The organism is Chromobacterium sp. INPA-IVC, assembly GCF_059047085.1.
Window position 1 is genome coordinate 394,808 of the sequence record NZ_JBTNLS010000006.1, and the last position, 21,495, is coordinate 416,302.

19 protein-coding genes and 1 rRNA gene are annotated in these 21,495 nt (G+C 65.3%); 14 read left to right on the forward strand and 6 right to left on the reverse strand.

The genetic code is table 11. The features are described 5' to 3' along the window. The first annotated feature begins 88 nt into the window (after positions 1-88). Complete coding sequence (locus ACX17K_RS13635; RefSeq protein ID WP_493775213.1) at positions 89-4,645, forward strand: PAS domain S-box protein; 4,557 nt, start codon at positions 89-91, stop codon at positions 4,643-4,645. Then, positions 4,642-5,577, forward strand: a complete 936-nt coding sequence (locus ACX17K_RS13640; protein WP_493775214.1) for a diguanylate cyclase domain-containing protein — start codon at positions 4,642-4,644, stop codon at positions 5,575-5,577. The genes ACX17K_RS13635 and ACX17K_RS13640 overlap by 4 nt, the downstream gene beginning before the upstream one ends. A 64-nt stretch (positions 5,578-5,641) precedes the next feature. Here ACX17K_RS13640 and ACX17K_RS13645 read toward each other — a convergent pair whose 3' ends face one another. Beyond that, positions 5,642-6,808 (reverse strand): SpoIIE family protein phosphatase, encoded by a 1,167-nt coding sequence (locus tag ACX17K_RS13645; RefSeq protein ID WP_493775215.1) that lies wholly within the window; start codon positions 6,806-6,808, stop codon positions 5,642-5,644. Between the two features lie 232 nt (positions 6,809-7,040). Beyond that, positions 7,041-8,135, reverse strand: coding sequence for a M35 family metalloendopeptidase (locus ACX17K_RS13650; protein WP_493775216.1), 1,095 nt, complete (start codon positions 8,133-8,135; stop codon positions 7,041-7,043). A gap of 269 nt (positions 8,136-8,404) precedes the next feature. On the opposite strand from ACX17K_RS13650, the gene queC reads away from it, so the two are divergent. The 10 genes from queC to ACX17K_RS13700 all read left to right on the forward strand — a co-directional run bounded on the left by queC (position 8,405) and on the right by ACX17K_RS13700 (position 15,358). Continuing rightward, positions 8,405-9,109: a 7-cyano-7-deazaguanine synthase QueC gene (queC, locus tag ACX17K_RS13655; RefSeq protein WP_493775217.1), complete on the forward strand. Its 705-nt coding sequence runs from the start codon at positions 8,405-8,407 to the stop codon at positions 9,107-9,109. Between the two features lies 1 nt (position 9,110). Beyond that, positions 9,111-10,130 (forward strand): 6-pyruvoyl trahydropterin synthase family protein, encoded by a 1,020-nt coding sequence (locus ACX17K_RS13660; RefSeq protein ID WP_493775218.1) that lies wholly within the window; start codon positions 9,111-9,113, stop codon positions 10,128-10,130. 28 nt (positions 10,131-10,158) lie between these two features. Continuing rightward, the gene (queE, locus tag ACX17K_RS13665; protein WP_343479678.1) at positions 10,159-10,794 is read left to right on the forward strand and encodes a 7-carboxy-7-deazaguanine synthase; all 636 of its coding nucleotides are present in this window, start codon (positions 10,159-10,161) and stop codon (positions 10,792-10,794) included. Between the two features lie 394 nt (positions 10,795-11,188). Continuing rightward, positions 11,189-11,440 carry a BufA1 family periplasmic bufferin-type metallophore gene (locus tag ACX17K_RS13670; RefSeq protein WP_046157207.1) on the forward strand — a complete coding sequence of 84 codons (252 nt, stop codon included), beginning with the start codon at positions 11,189-11,191 and terminating at the stop codon, positions 11,438-11,440. A 92-nt stretch (positions 11,441-11,532) separates the two neighbouring features. Continuing rightward, entirely contained in the window at positions 11,533-11,784 is a 252-nt protein-coding gene (locus ACX17K_RS13675) for a BufA1 family periplasmic bufferin-type metallophore (protein WP_343479679.1), read from the forward strand. A gap of 58 nt (positions 11,785-11,842) precedes the next feature. Continuing rightward, positions 11,843-12,673 carry an MNIO family bufferin maturase gene (gene bufB, locus ACX17K_RS13680; RefSeq protein WP_493775219.1) on the forward strand — a complete coding sequence of 277 codons (831 nt, stop codon included), beginning with the start codon at positions 11,843-11,845 and terminating at the stop codon, positions 12,671-12,673. Further along, a complete protein-coding gene (locus ACX17K_RS13685) occupies positions 12,660-13,427 on the forward strand; it encodes an HvfC/BufC family peptide modification chaperone (RefSeq protein ID WP_493775220.1) in 768 nt (255 codons plus the stop codon). Before bufB ends, ACX17K_RS13685 begins: the two co-directional genes overlap by 14 nt. Continuing rightward, entirely contained in the window at positions 13,424-13,897 is a 474-nt protein-coding gene (locus ACX17K_RS13690) for a DoxX family protein (protein ID WP_493775221.1), read from the forward strand. The genes ACX17K_RS13685 and ACX17K_RS13690 overlap by 4 nt, the downstream gene beginning before the upstream one ends. 78 nt (positions 13,898-13,975) lie before the next feature. Further along, a complete protein-coding gene (gene serB, locus ACX17K_RS13695; RefSeq protein WP_493775222.1) occupies positions 13,976-14,824 on the forward strand; it encodes a phosphoserine phosphatase SerB in 849 nt (282 codons plus the stop codon). A 6-nt stretch (positions 14,825-14,830) separates the two neighbouring features. Continuing rightward, entirely contained in the window at positions 14,831-15,358 is a 528-nt protein-coding gene (locus tag ACX17K_RS13700) for a hypothetical protein (protein WP_231163695.1), read from the forward strand. 15 nt (positions 15,359-15,373) lie between these two features. Here ACX17K_RS13700 and moaA read toward each other — a convergent pair whose 3' ends face one another. Next, positions 15,374-16,348, reverse strand: a complete 975-nt coding sequence (gene moaA, locus ACX17K_RS13705) for a GTP 3',8-cyclase MoaA (protein WP_493775223.1) — start codon at positions 16,346-16,348, stop codon at positions 15,374-15,376. 479 nt (positions 16,349-16,827) lie between these two features. Here moaA and ACX17K_RS13710 point away from each other — a divergent pair, with 479 nt between their 5' ends. After that, positions 16,828-18,726 carry a S53 family peptidase gene (locus ACX17K_RS13710; RefSeq protein ID WP_493775224.1) on the forward strand — a complete coding sequence of 633 codons (1,899 nt, stop codon included), beginning with the start codon at positions 16,828-16,830 and terminating at the stop codon, positions 18,724-18,726. A gap of 68 nt (positions 18,727-18,794) precedes the next feature. Here ACX17K_RS13710 and ACX17K_RS13715 read toward each other — a convergent pair whose 3' ends face one another. Further along, positions 18,795-19,535, reverse strand: a complete 741-nt coding sequence (locus tag ACX17K_RS13715) for an acetoacetate decarboxylase (protein WP_493775225.1) — start codon at positions 19,533-19,535, stop codon at positions 18,795-18,797. 221 nt (positions 19,536-19,756) lie between these two features. Here ACX17K_RS13715 and ACX17K_RS13720 point away from each other — a divergent pair, with 221 nt between their 5' ends. Continuing rightward, positions 19,757-20,059: a hypothetical protein gene (locus tag ACX17K_RS13720; protein ID WP_493775226.1), complete on the forward strand. Its 303-nt coding sequence runs from the start codon at positions 19,757-19,759 to the stop codon at positions 20,057-20,059. 3 nt (positions 20,060-20,062) lie between these two features. On the opposite strand, the gene ACX17K_RS13725 is transcribed toward ACX17K_RS13720, so the two are convergent. Continuing rightward, the gene (locus ACX17K_RS13725; protein ID WP_493775227.1) at positions 20,063-21,115 is read right to left on the reverse strand and encodes an oxidoreductase; all 1,053 of its coding nucleotides are present in this window, start codon (positions 21,113-21,115) and stop codon (positions 20,063-20,065) included. A gap of 259 nt (positions 21,116-21,374) precedes the next feature. After that, positions 21,375-21,489, reverse strand: a 5S ribosomal RNA gene (gene rrf, locus ACX17K_RS13730). Positions 21,490-21,495: the final 6 nt, after the last annotated feature.

Consider the following 21,495-nt stretch of genomic DNA (forward strand, 5'->3'; position numbering starts at 1 on the left):
CAAAAAATGCAATTCAAATGCGCGTCGGCTCTACCTATAATCGAAAACGGTATCGTCGATCCGCCCTCCTTACTTGCAGGAGCTGCCCTTGCCTCGGATTCCGCGTCTGTCCGGCTGGCTGAAACAGGAATTGCGGCTGATCGTCGCCTTCCTGTGCATGGTGGCGGCCGTCGCCGCGGTGGTGGCGTTCCAGGCGGGCCTGCACCAGCGCCAACAGTTGCTGAGCGCCTACCAGATCCGCCTGGGCTATGTCACCCATACCCGCAACGACATCCTGCGGCAGCAATTTGACCAGCTGCGCCGCGACGCGCTGTTTCTCGGCAATACGCCCCCGGTGTCCGGCATTGTCCGCGCTGCGTCCAACCGCAACCTGGACCGCCGGGAAAACACCCGCGATGAAACCTGGAGGCGGCAACTGGGCACCATATTCGCCTCCTTCCTCGACGCCAACCCCGATCTGACCACAATCCGCTTCATAGGCGTGGCGGACAATGGCCGGGAACTGGTGCGGGCGGAACGCGGCCCCGGCGGCCAGACGCAAATCGTATCCGCCCAAACGCTGCGCACGCACGGCGGCAGCGATTACATGCAAGCCACGGCCAAGCTGGCGCGGGGACAAGTCTATTTTTCCGACATCACGGCGGGCCGGCGCCACTCTCCGCATCCGCAACCCGATGCCGCGCTGCTCCCTACGCTGCGCGTGGCCACCCCCATATTCAACGAGCAAGGCCGCATATTCGGCATCGTGATCCTCAATTACAATGCCAGCCGGCTGCTGCAATCGCTCCTGAACAGCATCCCGGTGGAGCTGCGCATCTATCTGACCAACCGCGACGGCGACTATCTGCTGCAGCCCGACCCTCAGCGCACGTTCGGCTTCGAGCATGGCCATCGCTGGCGCTGGCAAGACGACTTCCGGCCGATTCCCGCCGGAGCCGACCAGCCGGATGGACTGCAAGCCTATGCCTCGCCCCACGGCACCGCTTATGCCCGCTGGCTGGACATTCCCTTCGATCCCGCCTTCCCCGCGCACTATTGCCGCATCTACGCCGTGCTGCCGGACCAGGAAGTCGCCATGCTGGCTCAGACCGCCCGCCTTTCCTCGCTAGGCAGCGCGCTGGGCGTATTTTTGCTGATCGCCCTGGTGCTGGCGGTCTACCGGCGCAAATACCGACAAGCCAGCGCCCGCCAGGCGGAGCTGGCGGCCATCGTGGAAAGCTCGCACGACGCGATCATCGGCTGCTCCGCGGATGGCCGCATCGCCAGCTGGAACCTGGGCGCGGAGAAAATGCTGGGCTACCCGGCGGAGGAAACCCTGGGCCAGCCGCTGGAAAGCTTCATTCAACTGCCGGCGACCGACAGCCGCTCGCCGTCATCCCTGAACGCCGAACCGCGGGAACAGACGCCGCTGGAGCTGATCTGTTTCCTGCATGACCGGGAAGGCAGGCGGCTGGATGCCGCCGTCACCGTCTCGCCGGTGCTGAACGCAGGCAGGCAAGGCGACGTCGCCCTGATCATCCGCGACATCACCGAGCAAGTGGTGAACGAACGGCATATCCGCGAGATGAACGCCTGGCTGGAACAACAAGTGGAACAGCGCACGGCCCAGATCCGGGTATTTTCCGCGCTGCAAAACGCCATCCTCGCCAACGCCGGCTACGCCATCATCGCCACCGACCAGGACGGCGTGATCACGCTGTTCAATCCCGCCGCCGAGCGCATGCTGGGCTATGCCGCCGCCGACATGATAGGACGCGAATCCCTGACCCGTTTCCACGATCCGCGCGAACTGGCCGAGCGGGCGCGGCTGACCGGAGAGCGGCTGGGCCAGGACATCGCTCCCGGGATCGACGCCATCATCGCCCCGTCCCGCCAGGGCCATTCCGACGAAAGCCAATGGCTCTACGTCCGCCGCAGCGGCGGCACCCTGCCGGTGCTGCTGACCGTGTCGGCGCTGGAAAACGACGATGGTCTCGTCACCGGCTATCTCGTCATCGCCGCGGACATCACCCAGCGCGAGCAGGACCGCCGCCAGCTGGAGCTGGCGCGCGATCAACTGGTCAAGGCGGCGGAAGTCGCCGAGCTCGGCATCTGGAGCTGGACGCTGGACAGCGACATGCTGGAATGGAATGACCGCATGTTCGAAATCTACGACCTGCCCCGATCATTCCGCGACTTCGGCCTCTACTACAACCACTGGCGCGGCCGGGTCCATCCCGACGACGTCGAACAGGCCGAACACCAGCTGCAGCGCGCGCTGGAAGGCTCCGACGTCTACAACGCCGACTTCCGCATCCTGCGGCAGGACGGGGAAACCCGCCATCTGCAAGCCGCGGCCAGAATCGAGTACGGCTCCGGCGGCAAGGCGCTCCGGGTGGCCGGCATCAATCGCGACATCACCCTGGAGCGCGAACGCGAAGCGTGGCTGAACCAGGCCAAAACCGCGGCGGACAGCGCCAACCGCGCCAAATCGGAATTCCTGGCCAATATGAGCCACGAAATCCGCACGCCGATGAACGCCATCCTGGGCATGCTGCAGCTGATCCAGCAGACCAAACTGAATCCGCGCCAGGCCGACTACGCCGACAAGGCCGCCTCGGCGGCCCGCACCCTGCTGGGCATACTCAACGACATCCTGGACTTCTCCCGGGTGGAGGTCGGCAAGCTGACGCTGGCCCCCCATCCATTCAGCGTCGACAAGCTGTTGCGCGACATCGGCGTGATCATGTCCGCCAACGTCGGCGACAAGGACGTGGAGGTGCTGTTCGACATCGACCCCGAGCTGCCGGACTGGATCTCAGCCGACGCGCTGCGGCTGCAGCAGATCCTGATCAACCTCTCCGGCAACGCGATCAAGTTCACCGAACGCGGCGAAGTGGTGATGGCGGCGCGGCTGCTTGGCCGGAAACAGGACAAGCTGCGCATCGCCTTCTCGGTGCGCGACACCGGCATCGGCATCGCGCCCGAGCATCTGCAACGCATCTTCGAGGGCTTTTCCCAGGCTGAGGCGTCCACCGCCCGCCGCTACGGCGGCTCCGGCCTGGGCCTGGCCATCAGCCAGCGGCTGGTGGCGCTGATGGGCGGCCAGCTGAGCGTGGAAAGCGAAGCGGGCAAAGGCAGCCTGTTCCGCTTCGAGATCGATTGCGAAACGGCCGAAGCGCCGAAACCGGCGGTCGACATCGTCTCGCTGCGCGACCTCAGCTGCCTGGTGATAGACGACAACGACAACGCCCGCCAAACCCAAAGCGGCCTGCTGCGCGCGTTTGGCTGGATGGTGGATACCGCGGCCAGCGGCGAGGAGGCGCTGGCCCTGATGGAACAGCCTGACGCCAAAGACTATGACGTCATCCTGGTGGACTGGAGGATGCCGGGACTGGACGGCTGGGAAACCTGCAGCCGGCTGCGCCAGCTGGAAAGCCGCGCGCGCGCCTCGGTGATCGTGCTGGTCACCGCTTATGGCCGCGAGTTGCTGGAGCAGCGGCGAAGCCAATCTCCCGACATGTTCGACAGCTTGCTGGTCAAGCCCATCACCGCCTCCATGCTGTTCGACGCCGTCGCCGACGCCCGCGCGGGCAACGGCCGCCGCGAAAGCCTCCCGCTTCCTGACACGCCCCGGCAAATGCGGCTGAGCGGGCTGCGCCTGCTGCTGGTGGAGGACAATCTGACCAATCAGCAAGTCGCCCGCGAGCTGCTGGGCAGCGAGGGCGCCGAGATCGACGTGGCCGATTGCGGCATGGCGGCGCTGGACGCGGTTCGCAACGCCCCCGCGCCTTACAATCTGGTATTGATGGACATCCAGATGCCGGATATGGACGGCTATGCCGTCACCCGGCTTCTGCGGCAGGACTTCCCCCCCGAGGCGCTGCCCATCGTCGCCATGACCGCCAACGTGATGCCGGCGGATCGCGAAGCCGCGCTGGCATCCGGCATGAACGACCATGTCGGCAAGCCCTTCGACCTGGCGCAGCTGGTCAGCGTCATCCTGCACCACGCCCGCGGCCAGGCCGCTCCGGAAAACAACCAGCAGCCCGCCGCCGCCGCCGGCAAGTTGCTGAACAGCGAAGCCGCCATCGTGCGCTTTGGCGGCAACCTGGAAATTTATCGCCATACCCTGCTCAGCTTCTGCGAGGAAAGCCGCACGCTGCGGGATAGCTTGCTGCAGGCGCGCGGCCTCCGGCAGCGCGAGCAAGGCATACAGTTTCTGCATACACTGAAAGGACTGGCGGCCACCATCGGCGCGGAAGCCCTGGCGGCGACAGCCGCCCTGGGTGAAAAAACGCTGCGGGACGCCGAGCAGGACTGGCCCGCCGACTACGCCGATCTCGAACGGGAAGCCGGACAAGCCGAGCAGGCCGCCAGGCAATTGGCGGAGGCGCTGGAAAACTCGTCGCGCCTCAACGCGCCGCAGCATGACGCAGAACAGGACCCAGGCCTCGAGTTGGCCGAAGGCCTTGCCAGACTGACCCAGCTGCTGCGCGAAGCCAATGTCGAAGCCGTGCAGCTGTTCGCCTCGCTCCGGCAACGCCATGGCCGCGCCCGGCCCGGCGAGTTCGACCGGCTCAACGAGGCGATCATGCAGATGAATTTCACGGCTGCCGTCCGCCTGTGCGAGGACATGCGGCAGCAGAAAGCGCCACAGCCATGAACCAAGATATCCCAGGCCTTGCCCGGCCTCCCGCCGGCCGGCGCGGCCGGATACTGGTCGTCGACGACCAGCCGGCCAATATCGTGGTCGCGCATCAGATACTGCGCGAACGGCACGACGTCTTCATGGCCACCAACGGCGAGCAGGCGCTGGAGTTCTGCCGGGCCACGCCGCCGGACATGCTGCTGCTGGACGTGGAAATGCCCGGCCTCAACGGCATGGACGTTTGCCGGCGCCTGAAGCAGGACCCGATGACCCAGGACATTCCCGTGATTTTCGTCACAGGCTTGCAAAGTCCGCAGGAGGAAGTGGCCTGCTGGGAAGCCGGCGCCGCCGATTTCGTCAGCAAGCCGGTCACGCCCATCACCCTGCTCAACCGCGTCAACGCCCACCTGACGCTGAAATTCCAGGCCGATCAGCTGCGCGTGCTGGCCTATCACGACGGCTTGACCGGCATCGCCAACCGCAGGAATTTCGACGAGCGCCTCGACAAGGCCTGGCGCCACTGCCAGCGCGCGCGCAGCACGCTGGCGCTGATTCTGTCCGATGTCGACCTGTTCAAGAAATACAACGACAGCTGCGGCCACCACGCTGGCGATGAATGCCTGCGCCAGGTGGCGTCGGCGATCCAGGAGCAGATGCGCCGCCCCTATGACCTGGCCGCGCGCTACGGCGGAGAGGAATTTGTCTGCCTGCTGCCGGAAACCACGCTGGCCGGCGCGGTGACGGTGGCCATCAAGATAGACGCCGCGGTGCGGGCCCTGCACATCCAGCATCCAGCCTCGAGTGTCGACGTCTGCGTCACGCTAAGCCAGGGGGTGGCCGTGATCGAACCGGATGCCGGGGAGGATGGCGAGCGCCTGCTCCGCCTGGCGGACGACCAGCTGTACCTGGCCAAGCGAACCGGCCGCGGCCGCGTCTGCGCGGTTTAACGCCGCAGGCCCAGGCGTTGGGCAACGTTTGATCGGCGGCGGTTGGACTTGGTCGCGGCTCGCGTCAACGGGAGGACGGCCCGCCATCCGGATGGCGGATCACCAGCAAAGAGACGTCGTCGCTGGCCGCTCCGCCCTGCCTATGCGCCTTGACGGCCTCCAGCACCGTCTCCCCGATCCGGTCCGGCCAGCCACAGCGGACCGCCGCCTCGACGCCGGACAAGCCGAACATCGCTCCCTGGCCGTCTTTGGCCTCGGTGATGCCGTCCGAACTGACCACCAGGGTCTGGGACGGCTGCCAGGCCAGCGTCTGCATGCTGTCGTCGAAGGCATCGGCCGGCAGCACGCCAAGCGGAGGATGCTCGGACTTGCAGCGCGCCTCGACTTCCCCCCGCGCATTGAACAGCAGCACGCAGGGCACGCCGCCGTTCCAGACGCGCGCCTGGCGGCCGGCGGAATCGATCGCGATCAGCGCGGCGGCGACGAAGCGGCCGCTCGGCAGCAGTTTGTGCAGTTTCTGATTGACACCTCGGACGATGGCCGGCATATCGCACCCGGCCTCCGTCATCTCATGGAAGCAATCAATCGCCGGCAAGGCGCTGATGGCGGCTGTCAGGCCATGGCCGGTGCAGTCGGCCAGCATGATGTGCTCGCCGCCTCCCGGCGACTGGCAAATGATGATCAGGTCGCCGTTGAAGCCTGCGGCGGGGCTCAGATACTGCCAGATATGGCCCGGCCGGGAAGTGCGCAGGCGGATCAGCCGCTCCATCAGTTCCAGCGCCAGTTGCTGCTCGAATTCGTTCTCCTGGTAATACTTCTCCAGCCGGATCGCATCCTGGTTGATCTGGTTCTGCATCTCGGCGATGCGCAGGAAAACATGGATTTTGGCGGTCAGCAGATCGAAACTGACAGGCTTGGCCAGATAATCGTCGCCGCCCGCCTTCAGGCCGGAGACCACGCTTTCCAGCTCGTTCAGGCTGGTCAGGAAGATGATGGGCACCCAATGCTCGCCGAACAGTTTGCGCAACTCGGTCGTGGCCTGCAAGCCGTCCATCTCCGGCATGATGACATCCATCAGCACCAGATCCGGCACTTGGCTGCGGCAGTACTCCACCGCCTCCACGCCATTCTTCGCCGACACGCAGAGATAGCCGAGCTTCTGGATGAACTGTTCGATGAAGTAGCGGTTGGTGGCGCTATCCTCTACCAGCAAGATGGTCGTCGACGGCATCGCATCCCCAAGCCATTGCAGCTGATCATGCACACGGTAGCCCGGCCTTTGGCCGGCCATGGCGGACGCGGTCAAAACGCCCCGTCCGCCGGGCCATTCCATAATAAGCCCCGTTCCGACCGTATTCCACCCCATTAGCCGGATATGCGAATCATGACGAAAAGATGCACGACGGCCATGAAAAACCCGCCAGCCGAAGCGGGCGGGTTCGGACTTGTCCGGCTAAGCCGGCTCACGGCTGGTTAGGCGTGTTTTCCGCGAAGTATTCGTGGTTGTCCGCGTTGTTCAGCGCCTGGGCCGGATTGGTCTTCGCCAGGTTCTTGGCGCCGGCCTGGCCGTAGACGTGATCGTCGGTGCCCGCCACCACGGTGAAGTGAGACAGTTCATGCACCAGCGTGCCGCCCTTGGAGTCGGTGCCCTTGGTCGGCGCGGTCCAGAAAGCGCCGCACAGATAGATGGTGTAGGGCTGCGACGGGTAGACGTAGGCATAAGTGCCGCCATCGGTGCAGCTGCAATCCAGCTTGATCGGCTTGGTGTCCAGCGCGTCCTTGATGTTCACGTAATGCGACTTGGCGGTGCTCCAGTTGGCCTGGCTGTACTTGCCGAACCAAGTGGTATAGCGCTGGGTGCCGGACGGCGTGCCGTTCAGATAGGCGTTGGTCTCGTCGGCCATCGCGCTAGCGGCGGTGACGCCGTCCCTGGACTGGTTCTGTTGGGTGACTGAGCAATTGCCGGCGTAAGTCACGCCGCTGACCGCGGTGCGGGCCAGAGCCTGCCACTCCAGCTTCGCCGCCTGCGAACGCTGCAGCAGCGGGCTGGCCTTGCCGCCGCTGTAGCCGCTGACCGCATTGGAAACGATCGCCTCATCCTGCGGCTGCGCCGCGCCCGACGACTTGGCGCTGACGCCGGCCGGCAGGCTGCGGTTCAATACCTTGCCGCTGTTGCTCTCGAAACGCACATTAAGCTGGCCGCCCTTGGACAGGTCGTAATAATCCGATACCCGAACCTTGGCGCTCAGGGCCGCGCCCGGCGCCAGGGAAACCGTGTCCCGCAGCGACGGCACCACGCGCTTGTAGCGCGGACCCAGGTATTCAGCCTGCTTGCCGTTCACATTCACAGCCAGGAACTGTTCCTGCAGTTCCTTGCCCGGCAGGTACCAGCGGTAAACGTGCAAGGTCTCCTTGCCGGTGTTGCGGTAGGTGACGGTGACGTCCACGTCCTGGGCGGCGCTGACTGCCGGCTGGCCCAGGCTGACTTGCAGGTCGCCGGCGAATGCGGATGAGGCGAGCAGCAGGGCTGCAGCCGCGATAGGTAATCTCTTGTCCATTGTTTTCCCTTTATTGTCAGGATGCTTTGTACATCACGAAAAGTTATAAAGTGCACAGTCATCATGCACAGATCATTAATTGCATGAACATGTCATGATCGCAATCAGAAAAATTCCCACAGTTGCACATATCCCACATGTCATATTTCAACCACAAACCATCCACCTCCCCCGCCAGGTCTATAGTGGGTTAAAATCAGCGGTTTGCGCGGCGGGTGAGACCGATCCCGGCGCGCCGTCACAAACCTTCGACTGTTTTTCGACGGAATATGAACCAAGCATCTGATGAAAAAGCCCTGGTGGTGCTCTCGGGCGGCCAGGACTCGACCACCTGCCTCTACTGGGCGCTGCGCCGTTTCGGCGCCGGCAACGTGGAGGCCGTCACCTTCGATTACGGCCAACGCCACCGCGTGGAGCTGGACTGCGCGCGCAAGATCGCCGCGCTTGCCGGCGTGCGCCAGACCGTGCTGCCCATCGACACCTTCGCCGCCATCGGCGGCAATGCGTTGACCGATGCCAGCATCGCCCCTGAAGAAGGCGTCCGCGACGACGACGCGCTGCCCAACACCTTCGTCCCCGGACGCAATCTGGTCTTCCTCACCTTCGCCGCCGCCTTCGCCTATACCCGCGGCGCGCGCCATCTGGTGACCGGCGTCGCCCAGACCGACTACTCCGGCTATCCCGATTGCCGCGAGAACACGCTGAAGGCGCTGGAAGTGGCGCTGAGGCTGGGCATGGACAGCCGAGTGGAACTGCACACGCCGCTGATGTACCTGTCCAAGGCCGAAACTGTGACTCTTGCGCAACAGGTGGGCGCGCTGGAAGCCCTGGCCTGGAGTCACACCTGTTACAACGGCGAGGTGCCGCCCTGCGGCCATTGCGCGTCATGCGAACTGCGCGCCCGCGGCTTCGCCGAGGCCGGCATGCCGGATCCGCTGGTGGAACGCTGCCAGGCCGAAGCGCAAGGACACTGAAATGCACGCCAGTTACCTGATAGCCGGCGCCGGCTTCGAAGCGGCGCGGCGGCTGCCGGCCGACCACGGCCAAGCCGCGCGGCCGCATGGCCATAGCTTCCGCCTTAGCGTGCGCAGCGATGCCCAAAACACCAGCCAGGACGCGCTGCAGGCAGCCGTCCGGGCAGCCGTGGCGCCGCTGGACTACACCGATCTGAACGCCGCGCTCGCAGCCAGCGACGATCTCTCGCTGGCGCGCCGCATCGCCGACGCCCTGCCCCACCCCGCCGCCATCCAGTTGCGCGGCGCGCCGGACCGCGGCGTGATGCTGGACGGCGCGCGCGCGCTCAGCTGGATCAACTCATCCTTCGAGGCGGCCCACCACCTGCCCCACGTGCCCCCGGGCCATAAATGCGGCCGCCTGCATGGCCATGGCTTCGGCGTGCGCATCGTCGCCGACGCCGCCTTGAGCGGCCAGCATGACCTGGCCCGCGCCTGGGCAACGCTCCACGGCCGGCTCAACCATCGCTATCTGAACGATATTCCCGGCTTGGAGAATCCAACCAGCGAGGTGCTGGCCCTGTGGCTGCACCAGCAACTGGCTGGCATCGTGCCCGGCCTCGCCTGGGTGGAGGTGCGCGAGACGCACAGCGCCGGCAGCCAGTTCGACGGCAAGACCTTCCGCATCTGGAAGGAGCAGCGCTTCGAAAGCGCAATGCCCTTCGATACCGACGGCAACTACACCGGCCACAGCTATCTGGTCCGGCTGATGCTGTCCGGCGGCATCGACCGCACCATGGGCTGGCTGCTTGACTTCGGCGACGTCAAGGACCGCTTCAAGCCCATCTACCGCCAGCTCGACCACAACCCGCTGGACAAGCTGGCCGGCCTGCGCCGCGCCGACAACGCCGCGGTGGCGGAATGGATCCACGCCCAGCTGGCGCCGCTGGTCCCGGAGCTGTCCCGGATAGACCTGATGGAAAGCGACGACGCCGGCGTGTCGCTGCATTTCCGCCAGGACATGCGCTGGCCCTTGCTGTGACCGCCACCATCGATTGCGAGAGAATGTCGTGACTACCTATACCGTCAAGGAAATCTTCTACACGCTGCAGGGCGAAGGCCGCCAGGCCGGCCGCGCGGCGGTATTCTGTCGCTTCGCCGGCTGCAATCTGTGGTCGGGCCGCGAGGAAGACCGCGCCAAGGCCGTCTGCCAGTTCTGCGACACCGACTTCGTCGGCGCTGGCCCGGATGGAGGCAAGTTCGACGGCGCGGCGGCGCTGGCCGCCCGCATCGCCGCCGAATGGCCGCAGGACGCCGGCGGCGCGCCCTATGTGGTCTGCACCGGCGGCGAGCCGCTGCTGCAGCTGGACGCGGAGCTGGTGGACGCGCTGCACGCCGAGGGCTTCGAGATCGCCGTGGAAACCAATGGCACCGTCGCCGCGCCGGCCGGGCTGGACTGGATATGCGTCAGTCCCAAGGCGGGATCCGAGCTGAAGCAGCGCGCAGGCGACGAGCTGAAGCTGGTCTATCCGCAGGCGGCCCAGATGCCGGAAACCGTCGCCCACCTGGACTTCGGCACCTTCTACCTGCAGCCGATGGACGGCCCCGACCTGGCCGCCAACACCCGCGCCGCCATCGCCTACTGCATGGCGCATCCACAGTGGCGGCTGTCGGTGCAGACCCACAAGGTGGTGAATATCCGCTGAACGCGACCCCATCCTGTTTCGCATGCCATTGATCAACGGCATGCGCCCGATGCCCGGCATGTCCGGGCATCTTCGTTTCCGAGCCACCCGCTCTCCTCCTCTCAAACGCTTCCCCGCGGAAACATGCGCCTGCCGCGGTTCCGCTCATCAGCCATTCCACGCCACCGTTCTATGCCATCCGGAAAACCCGCACTATAACGACGAAAACATCCGCGCCGGGTGGAGGACGACGGCCCTCCGGCGCGGCGATCCTGCTCCGCGAAAATTTTTTGAAAATTCGCGTAAGAAACGAAAAGGCATCGCGACTCAATGGTTGTGCGGCGATGCCCATACGCCACCAGGACTCAGGCATCCGTCGCCATCTACAACAATCGCACTACCCAGGAGAGAAACCATGAACAGCAACAAGACTCTGATCGCCTCCGCGCTCGGCGCAGTGATCGCCCTCGGCGTGCTGGCCAGCGCCCCCGCCGCCGCCGCGGACAAGGACCAGTGCTTCGGCGTCGCCAAAGCCGGCCAGAACGATTGTAAGACCGATGCCCACGCCTGCGCCGGCCAGTCCAAGATGGACAACGATCCGGCCGACTTCAAGCTGGTGCCCGCCGGCACTTGCCAGAAGATGGGCGGTCAAACCAAACCGATGTGATTTATCCGGCTGGCAATTCCAGCCGCTTTGATTACCATACCCCGGCCGGACGGCAGGAACCGTCCGGCGCACACTTAAGCAAGGAGTCACATATGAAGCAGAACAAAGCACTGATCGCATCCGCCCTGGGCGCCGTCATCGCCATGGGCGCGCTGAGCGCCGCCCCGGCCGCCGCCGCGGAAAAGGAAAAATGCTACGGCATCGCCCAGGCAGGCAAGAACGACTGCGCGTCCGGCACCCACTCCTGCGCCGGCCAGGCCAAGGTGGACAAGGACCCCGCTGACTGGAAATACGTAGCCAAGGGCAGCTGCGAGAAAATGGGCGGCAAGGCCGGCACCAAGTAATCCCCGCCCCCCCCATGCGGCCCGCTCATCGGCGGGCCGCCTTTTCCGGAACACCAGCATGTCCCTCACCACTCTTCCCGGCGTTTGCGGCATCGGCCTGCGCGCGCCGCACTACCGCGAAGCCCTGGCGCTTCAACCCGAGCTGGGCTGGGTGGAAGTGCACAGCGAGAATTTCTTCGATGGCGGCACCCCGCTGGCCATGCTGCGCCGCGTGGCCGAATGCTGGCCGCTGTCGCTACACGGCGTCGGCCTGGGCTTGGGCTCGGCCGCTCGCCCCGACCGCGGCCATCTGGCGTCGCTCAAGCGGCTGGTGGACGAGACCTGTCCGGCCTCAGTGTCCGAGCACCTGTCGTTCAACCATTCGCCGCACCGCTACGTCAATGATTTGTTGCCGATGCCGTATACCCGCGCGGCGCTGGACTCGGTGGCCGGCCACGTGTCAGAGACCCAGGACGCGCTTGGCCGTCCCATCCTGCTGGAAAACCTGTCCAGCTATGTCGAATTCCCCGGCAATGAGATGAACGAAGGCGAATTCCTGGCGGAACTGACGCGCATCACCGGCTGCGGCATCCTATTGGACGTCAATAATCTCTACGTCAACCGCGTCAACCTGGGCACCGACACCGACGCCGTGCTGGCTGCCCTGCCCCTGGACGCGATCGGCGAGATCCACCTGGCCGGCTACAGCGAGCGCGAAGGCATGCTGGTGGACACCCACAGCCAGGCGGTTCACGACGAGGTATGGCAGTTCTACCGCGAAGTGATCCGCCGCATCGGCCCGCGTCCGACGCTGATCGAGTGGGATCTCGACATCCCGCCGCTGGCCACGCTGCAGGCCGAAGCCGCCAAGGCGCAGGCGATACTGGAGGGCCGCGATGGACTGGCATGACTGGCAACACGCGCTGCTGGAAGCGATAGCCGATCCGGCGCAGGCATCCGCCGCCGTCGAACTGGATTTGAATCCAGCCGGGCTGGCGGTCTACCGCAACAACTACCGCATCGGCCTGATCGACGCGCTGGCCCACAGCCATCCGGTCTGCCGCGAACTGGTGGGCGAAGATTTCTTCACCGCGCTGGCGCGCGAATACGTGAAGAGCCATGCCTCGGACAGCGGCAACCTGCACCGCTACGGCGCAAGCTTCGCCGATTTCATCGCCGGCTTCGAGCATTGCCGCGACCTGCCCTACCTCGCCGACGTCGCGCGGCTGGAGTGGGCGGTCCACCGCAGCTATTACGCTGAGGACGCTCAGCCGCTGGACACCTCCGCGCTGGCGGCCGTCGCGCCGGAGCGATGGGAGGCGCTGGTCTTCGCGCCGCTGCCCGACGTCGCGCTGTGCCGGGCCGGCAGCCCTGCGCTTAGCATCTGGCGTGCCCACCGCGAGCACGGTCCGCTGGACGGCCTGCTGGCGCTGCCGCCGGAAAACGCGCTGGTCTACCGCGACCGCGGCGAAGTGAAAGCCCTGGCGCTGGACGACGCCCGCCACGCCTTCTACGCCGCGCTGTTCAGCGGGGAGCCGCTGGCCGCAGCCATCGAAGCGGCCCAGGCGTTCGACGCCGATTTTGACCTGCAGCCGGCGCTGCTCGGCCTGTTCCAGCCGCCGTTGCTGGCCTCCATCCATATCCGACAAGGTGAAACCGAATGAATACCCTCGCCAAACCGGCGGTCTCCGCCTACCAGCTGCTGATCCGCAGCGCCGACCGACTGCAGCCGCTGGTCCTGCTGCTGCTCAGGCTGTGGCTGCTGGATGTCTTCTTCCGCTCCGGCCTGACCAAGATAGACGACTGGGACATCACGCTGGCGCTGTTCACCGACGAATACCACGTGCCGCTGCTGCCGCCCGCCGTCGCCGCGGTGATGGCAACCTGCGGCGAGCTGGGCTTGTCCACGCTGCTGGCGCTGGGCCTGGGCGGACGCTTCGCCGCCGCCGGCCTGTTCATCCTCAACGCTGTGGCGGTGATCAGTTATCCCGGCTTGAACGACGTCACCCGCCAGTTCCACTACTTCTGGGGCGCCCAGCTGCTGGTGCTGCTGTCCTTCGGCCCCGGCTTGCTGTCGCTGGACACACTGCTCAAGCGCTGGTGCGCGGGCCGCTGCCCCGCCAGCCTCAGCTGAGCGGGAACCGCGCGCGAGGCGGCGGCGGGCGCAAGACGTGGCATAATGAAAGCAATCGTCTTGACGCCCGATCGCACAATGAGCACTCAGAAAACCCTGGTCGTACTCGCCCCGCAGCCGGACCCGCGGCATCTCTCCGACATCGCCCGCCTGGCCGAAGCGCCGCATCTGGACCATCCCCACATCGACGTGGTGCGGATGCGCGGCGCCAATCCGGACCAAAGCCCCTCGGTCCTGGAACGCTGCCGCGCCCACGGCTACGACGCCGCCTATATCGACAACGGCCAGGCCTTCGCCGATTTCCGCCTGCTGGTTTCCGACATGGACTCCACGCTGATCAACATCGAGTGCATAGACGAGATCGCCGACATCAAGGGCATCAAGCCCCAGGTGGCGGAGATCACCGAGCGCGCGATGCGCGGCGAGCTGGACTTCTCGGCCGCCCTGCGGGAACGGGTGGCCTTGCTGGAGGGCCTGCCGGAGGCGGCATTGCGCCAGGTGTATGAGGAGAGGCTGCGGTTGAACCCGGGCGCCGAACAGCTGCTGGCCGCCTGCCAGCGCCTCGGCATCAAGACGCTGCTGGTTTCCGGCGGCTTCACCTATTTCACCGACCGGCTCAAGGCCGATTATGGCCTGGACCACGCCTACGCCAACCAGCTGGAAATCGTCGACGGCAAACTCACCGGCCGGGTGCAGGGCGACATCGTCGACGCCGAAGCGAAAAAGCGGCTGCTGATCGCCACCCGCGACGCGATGGACCTGCGGCCCGAACAGGTGATCGCGGTCGGCGACGGCGCCAACGACCTGCCCATGCTGCGCGAGGCCGGAACCGGCGTCGCCTACCATGCCAAGCCCCGCGTCAGCGCCGAAGCCGACATCGCCATCGAGCATGGCGGCCTGGACGCCATCCTGCGGCTATTTCACTGAGCGACGATGATGGCCGACAAGCAAACGACCCAACTTCTGGAGCTGGACACCGTCAGCTTCGACGCCGATCTGCCCTTTCTGGCTCAGCCGCTGGAAGGCGACTATCCTCCCCGGCTGCAGCGCGAAACCCGGCTGGCGCTGCGGGTGCTGGCCGCGCCCGGCGAAACGCCGGACGACACCAATCCGGTGCTGATGCGGCTGGAAGCCAAGCTGGATCTGGCGCTGGAAGTCTCGTTGCTGGAACGCCACCCGGACCGCCCATCCTGCACGCCGTGCCGCCTGGGACTGAACGCGGTGGCCTGGCTGGACACCCAGCCGTGGACGCCGGGGCAGCCACTTCTGCTGTCGCTGTATCCCAACCCCGACTCGGCGCTCAGCCTGTGCCTGCACGGGCGGGTGCTGGAATCCCGTCCTCACGGCGGCACGCTTCGCCTGCTGAGCGCGGACATCCACGGCAGCTTCGATCTGGATACGCATTTGATGTGGGAGAAATGGGTGTTCCGGCGCCACCGCCGGGCGATACTGGAGCGCTGAAGCCGGTTCGAGGCCTCAGCCGCCGGTCATCGACATGAAGCGGACCAGCTTCTGCGGCTGCTCGCGGAATTCATGCCGCTCCGGCTTCAGCTCTATCGCCTCGCGCAGCGCCGCCTCCAGGCCGGCGTCGTCGATGCCGGCGCGCAGCAATGGGCGCAGCTCAATTTTTTCCTCCTGCCCCAGGCACATGTACAGCGTGCCGTCCACCGACAGCCGCACCCGGTTGCAGGTGGCGCAGAAGTGCTGCGAGATCGGGGTGATCATCCCCAGCGAGAAGCTGCCGTCGCGGCTGCTCCAGTAACGGGCGGGCCCTCCGCCCAGGCTCTTGGCCTGCTCGACCAGGTCGAACTGCTGGCACAGGCGGCGCATCACCGGCTGCAGATCCAGATAATGCGCGGAACGGCCGGTGTCGCCCATCGGCATCGCCTCGATCAGGCGCAGGATGAAACCGTTCTCGATGCAGAAAGCGGTCATCGCCTCGATGTCCTGCTCGTTGACGCCTTGCATCGCCACCATATTGATCTTGATCGGCGCGAAACCCGCCTCCTTGGCCGCCGTCAGGCCTTCCAGCACCTTGGGCAGGCTGTCGCTGCCGGTGATCTCCGCCACGCAGTCGCGCCGCAGCGAATCCAGGCTCAGGTTGATGCGCCGCACGCCCGCGGCATGGAGCGCCGCCGCGTGGCGGCTCAATTGAGTGCCGTTGGTGGTCAGCGACAAGTCTTCCAGGCCGGGCAAGGCCGACAGCCGCGCGGCCAGCTGCGGCAGATTGCGCCGCAGCAACGGCTCGCCGCCGGTCAAGCGCACCCGGCGGGTGCCGAGCCGGGCGAACACCGCCACCACCCGCTCGATCTCGTCGAAGGTCAGCCAGTTGTCCGGCTCCTCGAAATGCTTGAAGCCCTTGGGCAGGCAATAATTGCAGCGCAGGTCGCAGCGGTCGGTGACGGACAGCCGCAGGTACTCGATGGCCCGGCCAAAACGATCAATCAGCATGCATCCTCCGCAGCGCTTCCCTTGTGTCTCATTTAGTCGGCACTACACGGACAATCTGACATCGTCTCGCCACCGCCGCCAGCCGCGGAGCAGGATCGTCCGCGACTATTCTTCCATTGTACTTCACCATGCGCGGACAAGCTGATCGATAGCCATCAAAATCAAAGCGCGCATCACAAGCTCCAGCAAGCATGGGCCCTGTCGTCCCGCCCTCCGCGGCAGCGCCTCCCCCCCCCACGGACAATTCAGTTGCAAACGCTAGCTATTGCTAGCGCCTCCCTCCCGGCCCCTTCATGACAAATCGGTGGAATGGCCACACAGAATGTTACAAAAACGCTTAACTCGTCACAGAAGCCGCTCCCTATACTGGCCACTCCAATTATTCCGATTGGATATCCGGAAACCCCATCCGGACCGGAGCCGCACCACAGAAACGCGGCCCGGCATCTACACAAGGAGCAAACAATATGGCGTTCAAAATGAAAATGCTGGCAGCCGCCCTGGCCGCCGTCGCCGCCTCCGGCGCGATGGCCGCCGCCCCGCAAGATCTGGGCAAGGTGGAACAAGCCGCCCCCGCGCAAAAACTGACCGTGACCATCGCGCTGAGCCTGCGCGACCGTGATGCCGCCGCCCGCTATCTGCAGGAAGTGCATACGCCTTCCAGCCCGAATTACCACCAGTTTCTGACCCCCTCCGAATTCCGCGCCCGCTACGCGCCGTCCGAAGCCAGCGTGGCCAAAGTCAGCGCCCGTCTGCAAGCCGCCGGCCTGAGCGTCAAGCGCGTCGGCAGCACCCTGCTGCAAGTCAGCGGACCGGCCGCCACCGTGCAAAAGGCCTTCGGCGCCGAAGTGCACGTGTTCCAGAACAAGGCCGTGGTCCAGGGCGCCGCCGCCCGCTACACCGCGCCGGTGCGCGCCTCGACGCCCGGCGTCGACCTGAGCGACGTGCAGGCTGTGATCGGTCTGGACAGCCGTCCGCACTTCCGCCCGCACCTGCGCCAGCTGCCCAACCACCTGCAAGCATCGATGGACAAGAGCGCCAGCGCCGTGACCACCGGCAATGCGCCGGGCAAATGGACCGTCACCGACCTGGCGCGCCACTACAACATCACGCCGCTCTACAACAAGGGCATCCACGGCAAGGGCGCCACCATCGGCATCGTCACCCTGGCCAGCTTCACCCCGTCCGACGCCTTCCAGTACTGGAGCTCGATCGGCCTGACTACCGATCCGAACCGCCTCACCGTAGTCGACATCGACGGCGGCCCCGGCGCGCCGAGCGACGATGGCGGCTCCAGCGAAACCACGCTGGACGTCGAACAATCCGGCGGCATCGCCCCGGACGCCAAGATCATCGTCTACCAGGCGCCTAACACCACCCAGGGCTTCGTCGACGCCTTCGCCAAGGCGATCGAATCCAATGCCGCCGACACGTTGTCGGTCAGCTGGGGCGAGTGGGAATGGTTCGACCAGCAGGCCCAAGCGGTCAATCCGGTGGGCGGCAAGAGCGCCAATGTGCTGCAGACCTACCATGACCTGTTCCTGCAGGCCGCGCTGCAAGGCCAGACCATGTTCGCCGCCTCCGGCGACTCCGGCGCCTACGACGTGAACCGCGCCGCGCCGCTGCCGCAGTACAACAAGGTGCTGTCGGTGGATAGCCCGGCCAACCAGCAGTTCATCACCGCAGCCGGCGCCACCACCGTGCCGACCACGCTGACCTTCCATCCCAACGGCAAGGAAATGAAGGTCAAGATTCCGACCGAGCGCGCGTGGGGCTGGGACTATCTGGGCGGCCTGTGCAAGGCGCTGGGCAAAGACCCGGTGGCTTGCGGCATCTTCCCGGTCGGCGACGGCGGCGGCGTCAGCAGCTTCATTGCACGCCCGTTCTACCAGAACTGGCTGCCTGGCATGCAGAACAGCCCGGCCGGCCAACAGCTGGTGGACAGCAGCCAGAATCCTCCCCAGGTCATCGGCACCCTGCCCGCCAACTTCAAGGGCCGCAACGTGCCGGACATATCGATGAACGGCGACCCGGAAACCGGCTACGTGGTGTACTACACCTCCAGCAAGACCGGCTTCTCGATCCAGACCAACAACGGCGGCACCAGCTTCGTCGCGCCGCAGCTGGCCGGCATCACCGCGCTGCTGAACCAGTCGCTGGGCGGACGTATCGGCCTGCTGAACTTCTCGCTGTACGGCCTGGTTGCCACCGGCCACGCCTACCACGGCTCCGGCCGCCATGGCGCGCCGCTGCGCGACATCACCGCCGGCAACAACTGGGGCTACAACGCCCATCGCGGCTACGACCAGGCCACCGGCGTCGGCGCGCCGGACGTCGCCAACCTGGACGCGGCGCTGCAGCGCTACTTCTGGTTCTGAAACGCTACGCGTGGATGCAAAACGGCCCCCTTCGGGGCCGTTTTTTTAATCCAGCGGACAGAATTCCGTCATTGCTGCAGATAATCGAACACCACCGTCCCCAGGTCCAGCGTCAGGTCGCAAATGAAATGCCGCGCCGACAGAACCTCCAGCACCGGCAGGGCCGAAACCGGCGCCAATGCGTGCGGGTGCAACTCCAGCGATCCGGGCGAGCTCCACGCGCCCTTGATCACGACATTGGTGGTGTGATACCTCACCAGCTCGCAGATCCGCGGGGCGCCGTCCACGTGCGGGATGATCTTCAGCAGAAAATTAGGCTCGGCCAGGCCGGCCAGCAGCGAGGACTGATCCAGCGTCTCGTGCTTGTAGCCCATGGTGCCGATTGCAACGCGGACCGGACCGAAATCCAGGCTGCCCACCAAGGTGCCCTGATGCACCTCCAGCCGGGGCTTGCCGGCCTTCTTCGGAAACCCCCACAGCTCGCGTCCTCCCGCCAGCGGCGGCTGGTCGTCCAGAAACATCGCCAGGGTATAGCTGCCGCGCTCGCCGCGGAACGTCACCGGGATCACCTGACCGCTTTCCGAATAATCGCCGAAGCCGGTCGAGTCCGGCATGCGGATGAACTCATAACGAACCACCGGCTCCGCCATCTGTAGCGGTTCCGGCAAAATCGCCTCGATCGCCGTCGGGTCGGTGCGATAGGTGATGATCATGTACTCGCGATTGAAGAAACGATACGGCCCCGGCGGAAAAGCCGGGCTGGTCAAAGGCATGGCGAACGCGCGCTGCCGGACTTCTTGCTGTTTCATGGCGAACTCCCTTCAGAAAGGATTGCATGCAAACCATCCGCAATATGTCGCAAATATCGCACTGCAACATAAACCACTGCCAGTAAGGCCAGTCAATGCCGCCAACGCGATGGGACACCGTTCCGAACAAGACGAGATTGACGCGTCGCCGCCTCTGCCACCATCATTGCATACGCGTTTCCCCATCTTGACATCGCCTCACCCCAGGCAAGGACCTGTTTATGAATGCAGCCAAGAAAATCCGCCGCTTCATCGAGGAAGGACACGATCCGCAGCAAATGCAGGTGTTGAAAGAACTGGCTGCGGCGCTGGAGATGGGTCGCTCCTACGATCTCAGCCAGCTTTACGACATAGACATGCGCTATTTCGATGTCGCGATCGACCTGCTCAAAGACTGGCGCTTCGATCACCACATCAGCTCGCGCAGCAAATTGCTGGAACAGCTGCTGACTGAGATCGCGCCGGAACTGAAAGCCGCCGCCCAGGCCGAAGAGGCCGCGGGCGGCAAGAAAAAGAAGGGCTGAAACTCAGGCAGCCGGCTCTCGCAGATTGTCAGGCACCGGCTGCCAGCATTGCAGCATCGCGCTGCGCTTGCCCAACTCCAGCAAAGCCATCACGCGCCAAGCCTCCTCCGCCGGCACCGGATTCGCCTCGCCATGCAGGATGGCGTCGCGCACGCCCGCGTAGTAACGGAGGTAATCGCCCGCCGGCCCGCGAAATGCCGCCTTCTCCTCTCCGACCACCAGCCGGCCCGGATTCATATCCACGCCCCAGCCCTCTCCGCCCGGACGCGCGCCTGCCTTCAGCGCATCCTCCTGCGGATCCAGCCCGTATTTGCTGAAACTGCCCAGCGTGCCGTGGAGTATGAAGCGCGGCCCCGCATCGGCGACCAGCGCGCTGCCATGCAAAATCACCCGCTTGTCCGGATAGCGCAACATCGCATGAAACCAGTCGTCGCTGGCGGCCCCGTCGCGCAGCGCTGCCATTTCCAGGCTCAACGCCTGCGGCAAGCCGAACAGCTGCAAGGCCTGGTCCAGCAAATGCGGCCCCAGATCAAACCACAGTCCGGCGCCCGCCCCGGACGATTCGCGCCAGCGCTGGCGCACCTGCGGACGATAGCGATCGAAATGCGACTCGAAATGGACGACCCGCCCCAAGGCGCCCTCGTCCAACAGCTGGCGCACCGCCAGGAAATCCGCATCCCAGCGGCGATTATGAAACACCGACAACAGCCGGCCTGCCCGCTCAGCCTCTTCCATCAGCAATCTGGCCTGCGCGGCATCCAGAGTGAAGGGCTTGTCGACCACCACGTGCTTGCCGGCTCGCAATGCGGCCAGGGCCAATGGGAAATGGCTGTCGTTCGGCGTGGCTATCACCACCAGATCAATGTCGTCCTCAGCGAGCAAGGTCTCAGCATCCGGCAATACGCGCGCCTGCGGCCAAGCGCGCAGAACCTGCTCCGGCCTGCTGGACGCCACTGCGATCAGCTCCACGCCTTCAGTTGCAGCCAATAAGGGGGCATGGAAGGTTGCTCCGGCATAGCCGTAGCCCAACAATCCCGCTCTCAGTCGTCTTGTCATCTTGAATCCTCCGGAGCCCACATGATACGTCGCGGCAACCGAATGCCAAACCCTACCGGCGGCAGGGTCGAGCTCAAGAATGGACGGCAATCAATCCGAAACGCTTTGGCAAACCGCGATCTGGAAACGCCAAAGCCCCGCCGGGGTCCGGTCGGGGCTGGGGGAGTCGCGCGCGCGGCGCGCAAAGCAAAAACCCCAGCTCGTCTGAGCTGGGGTTCTGCGTTCGTGTGCGAATCTTCGATTCGCTCAACAATGGAGCGTCTGGCGGTGTCCTACTTTCACATGGCGAATGCCACACTATCATCGGCGCTAAGGCGTTTCACGGTCCTGTTCGGGATGGGAAGGCGTGGGACCACCTCGCTAAGGCCACCAGACATAAA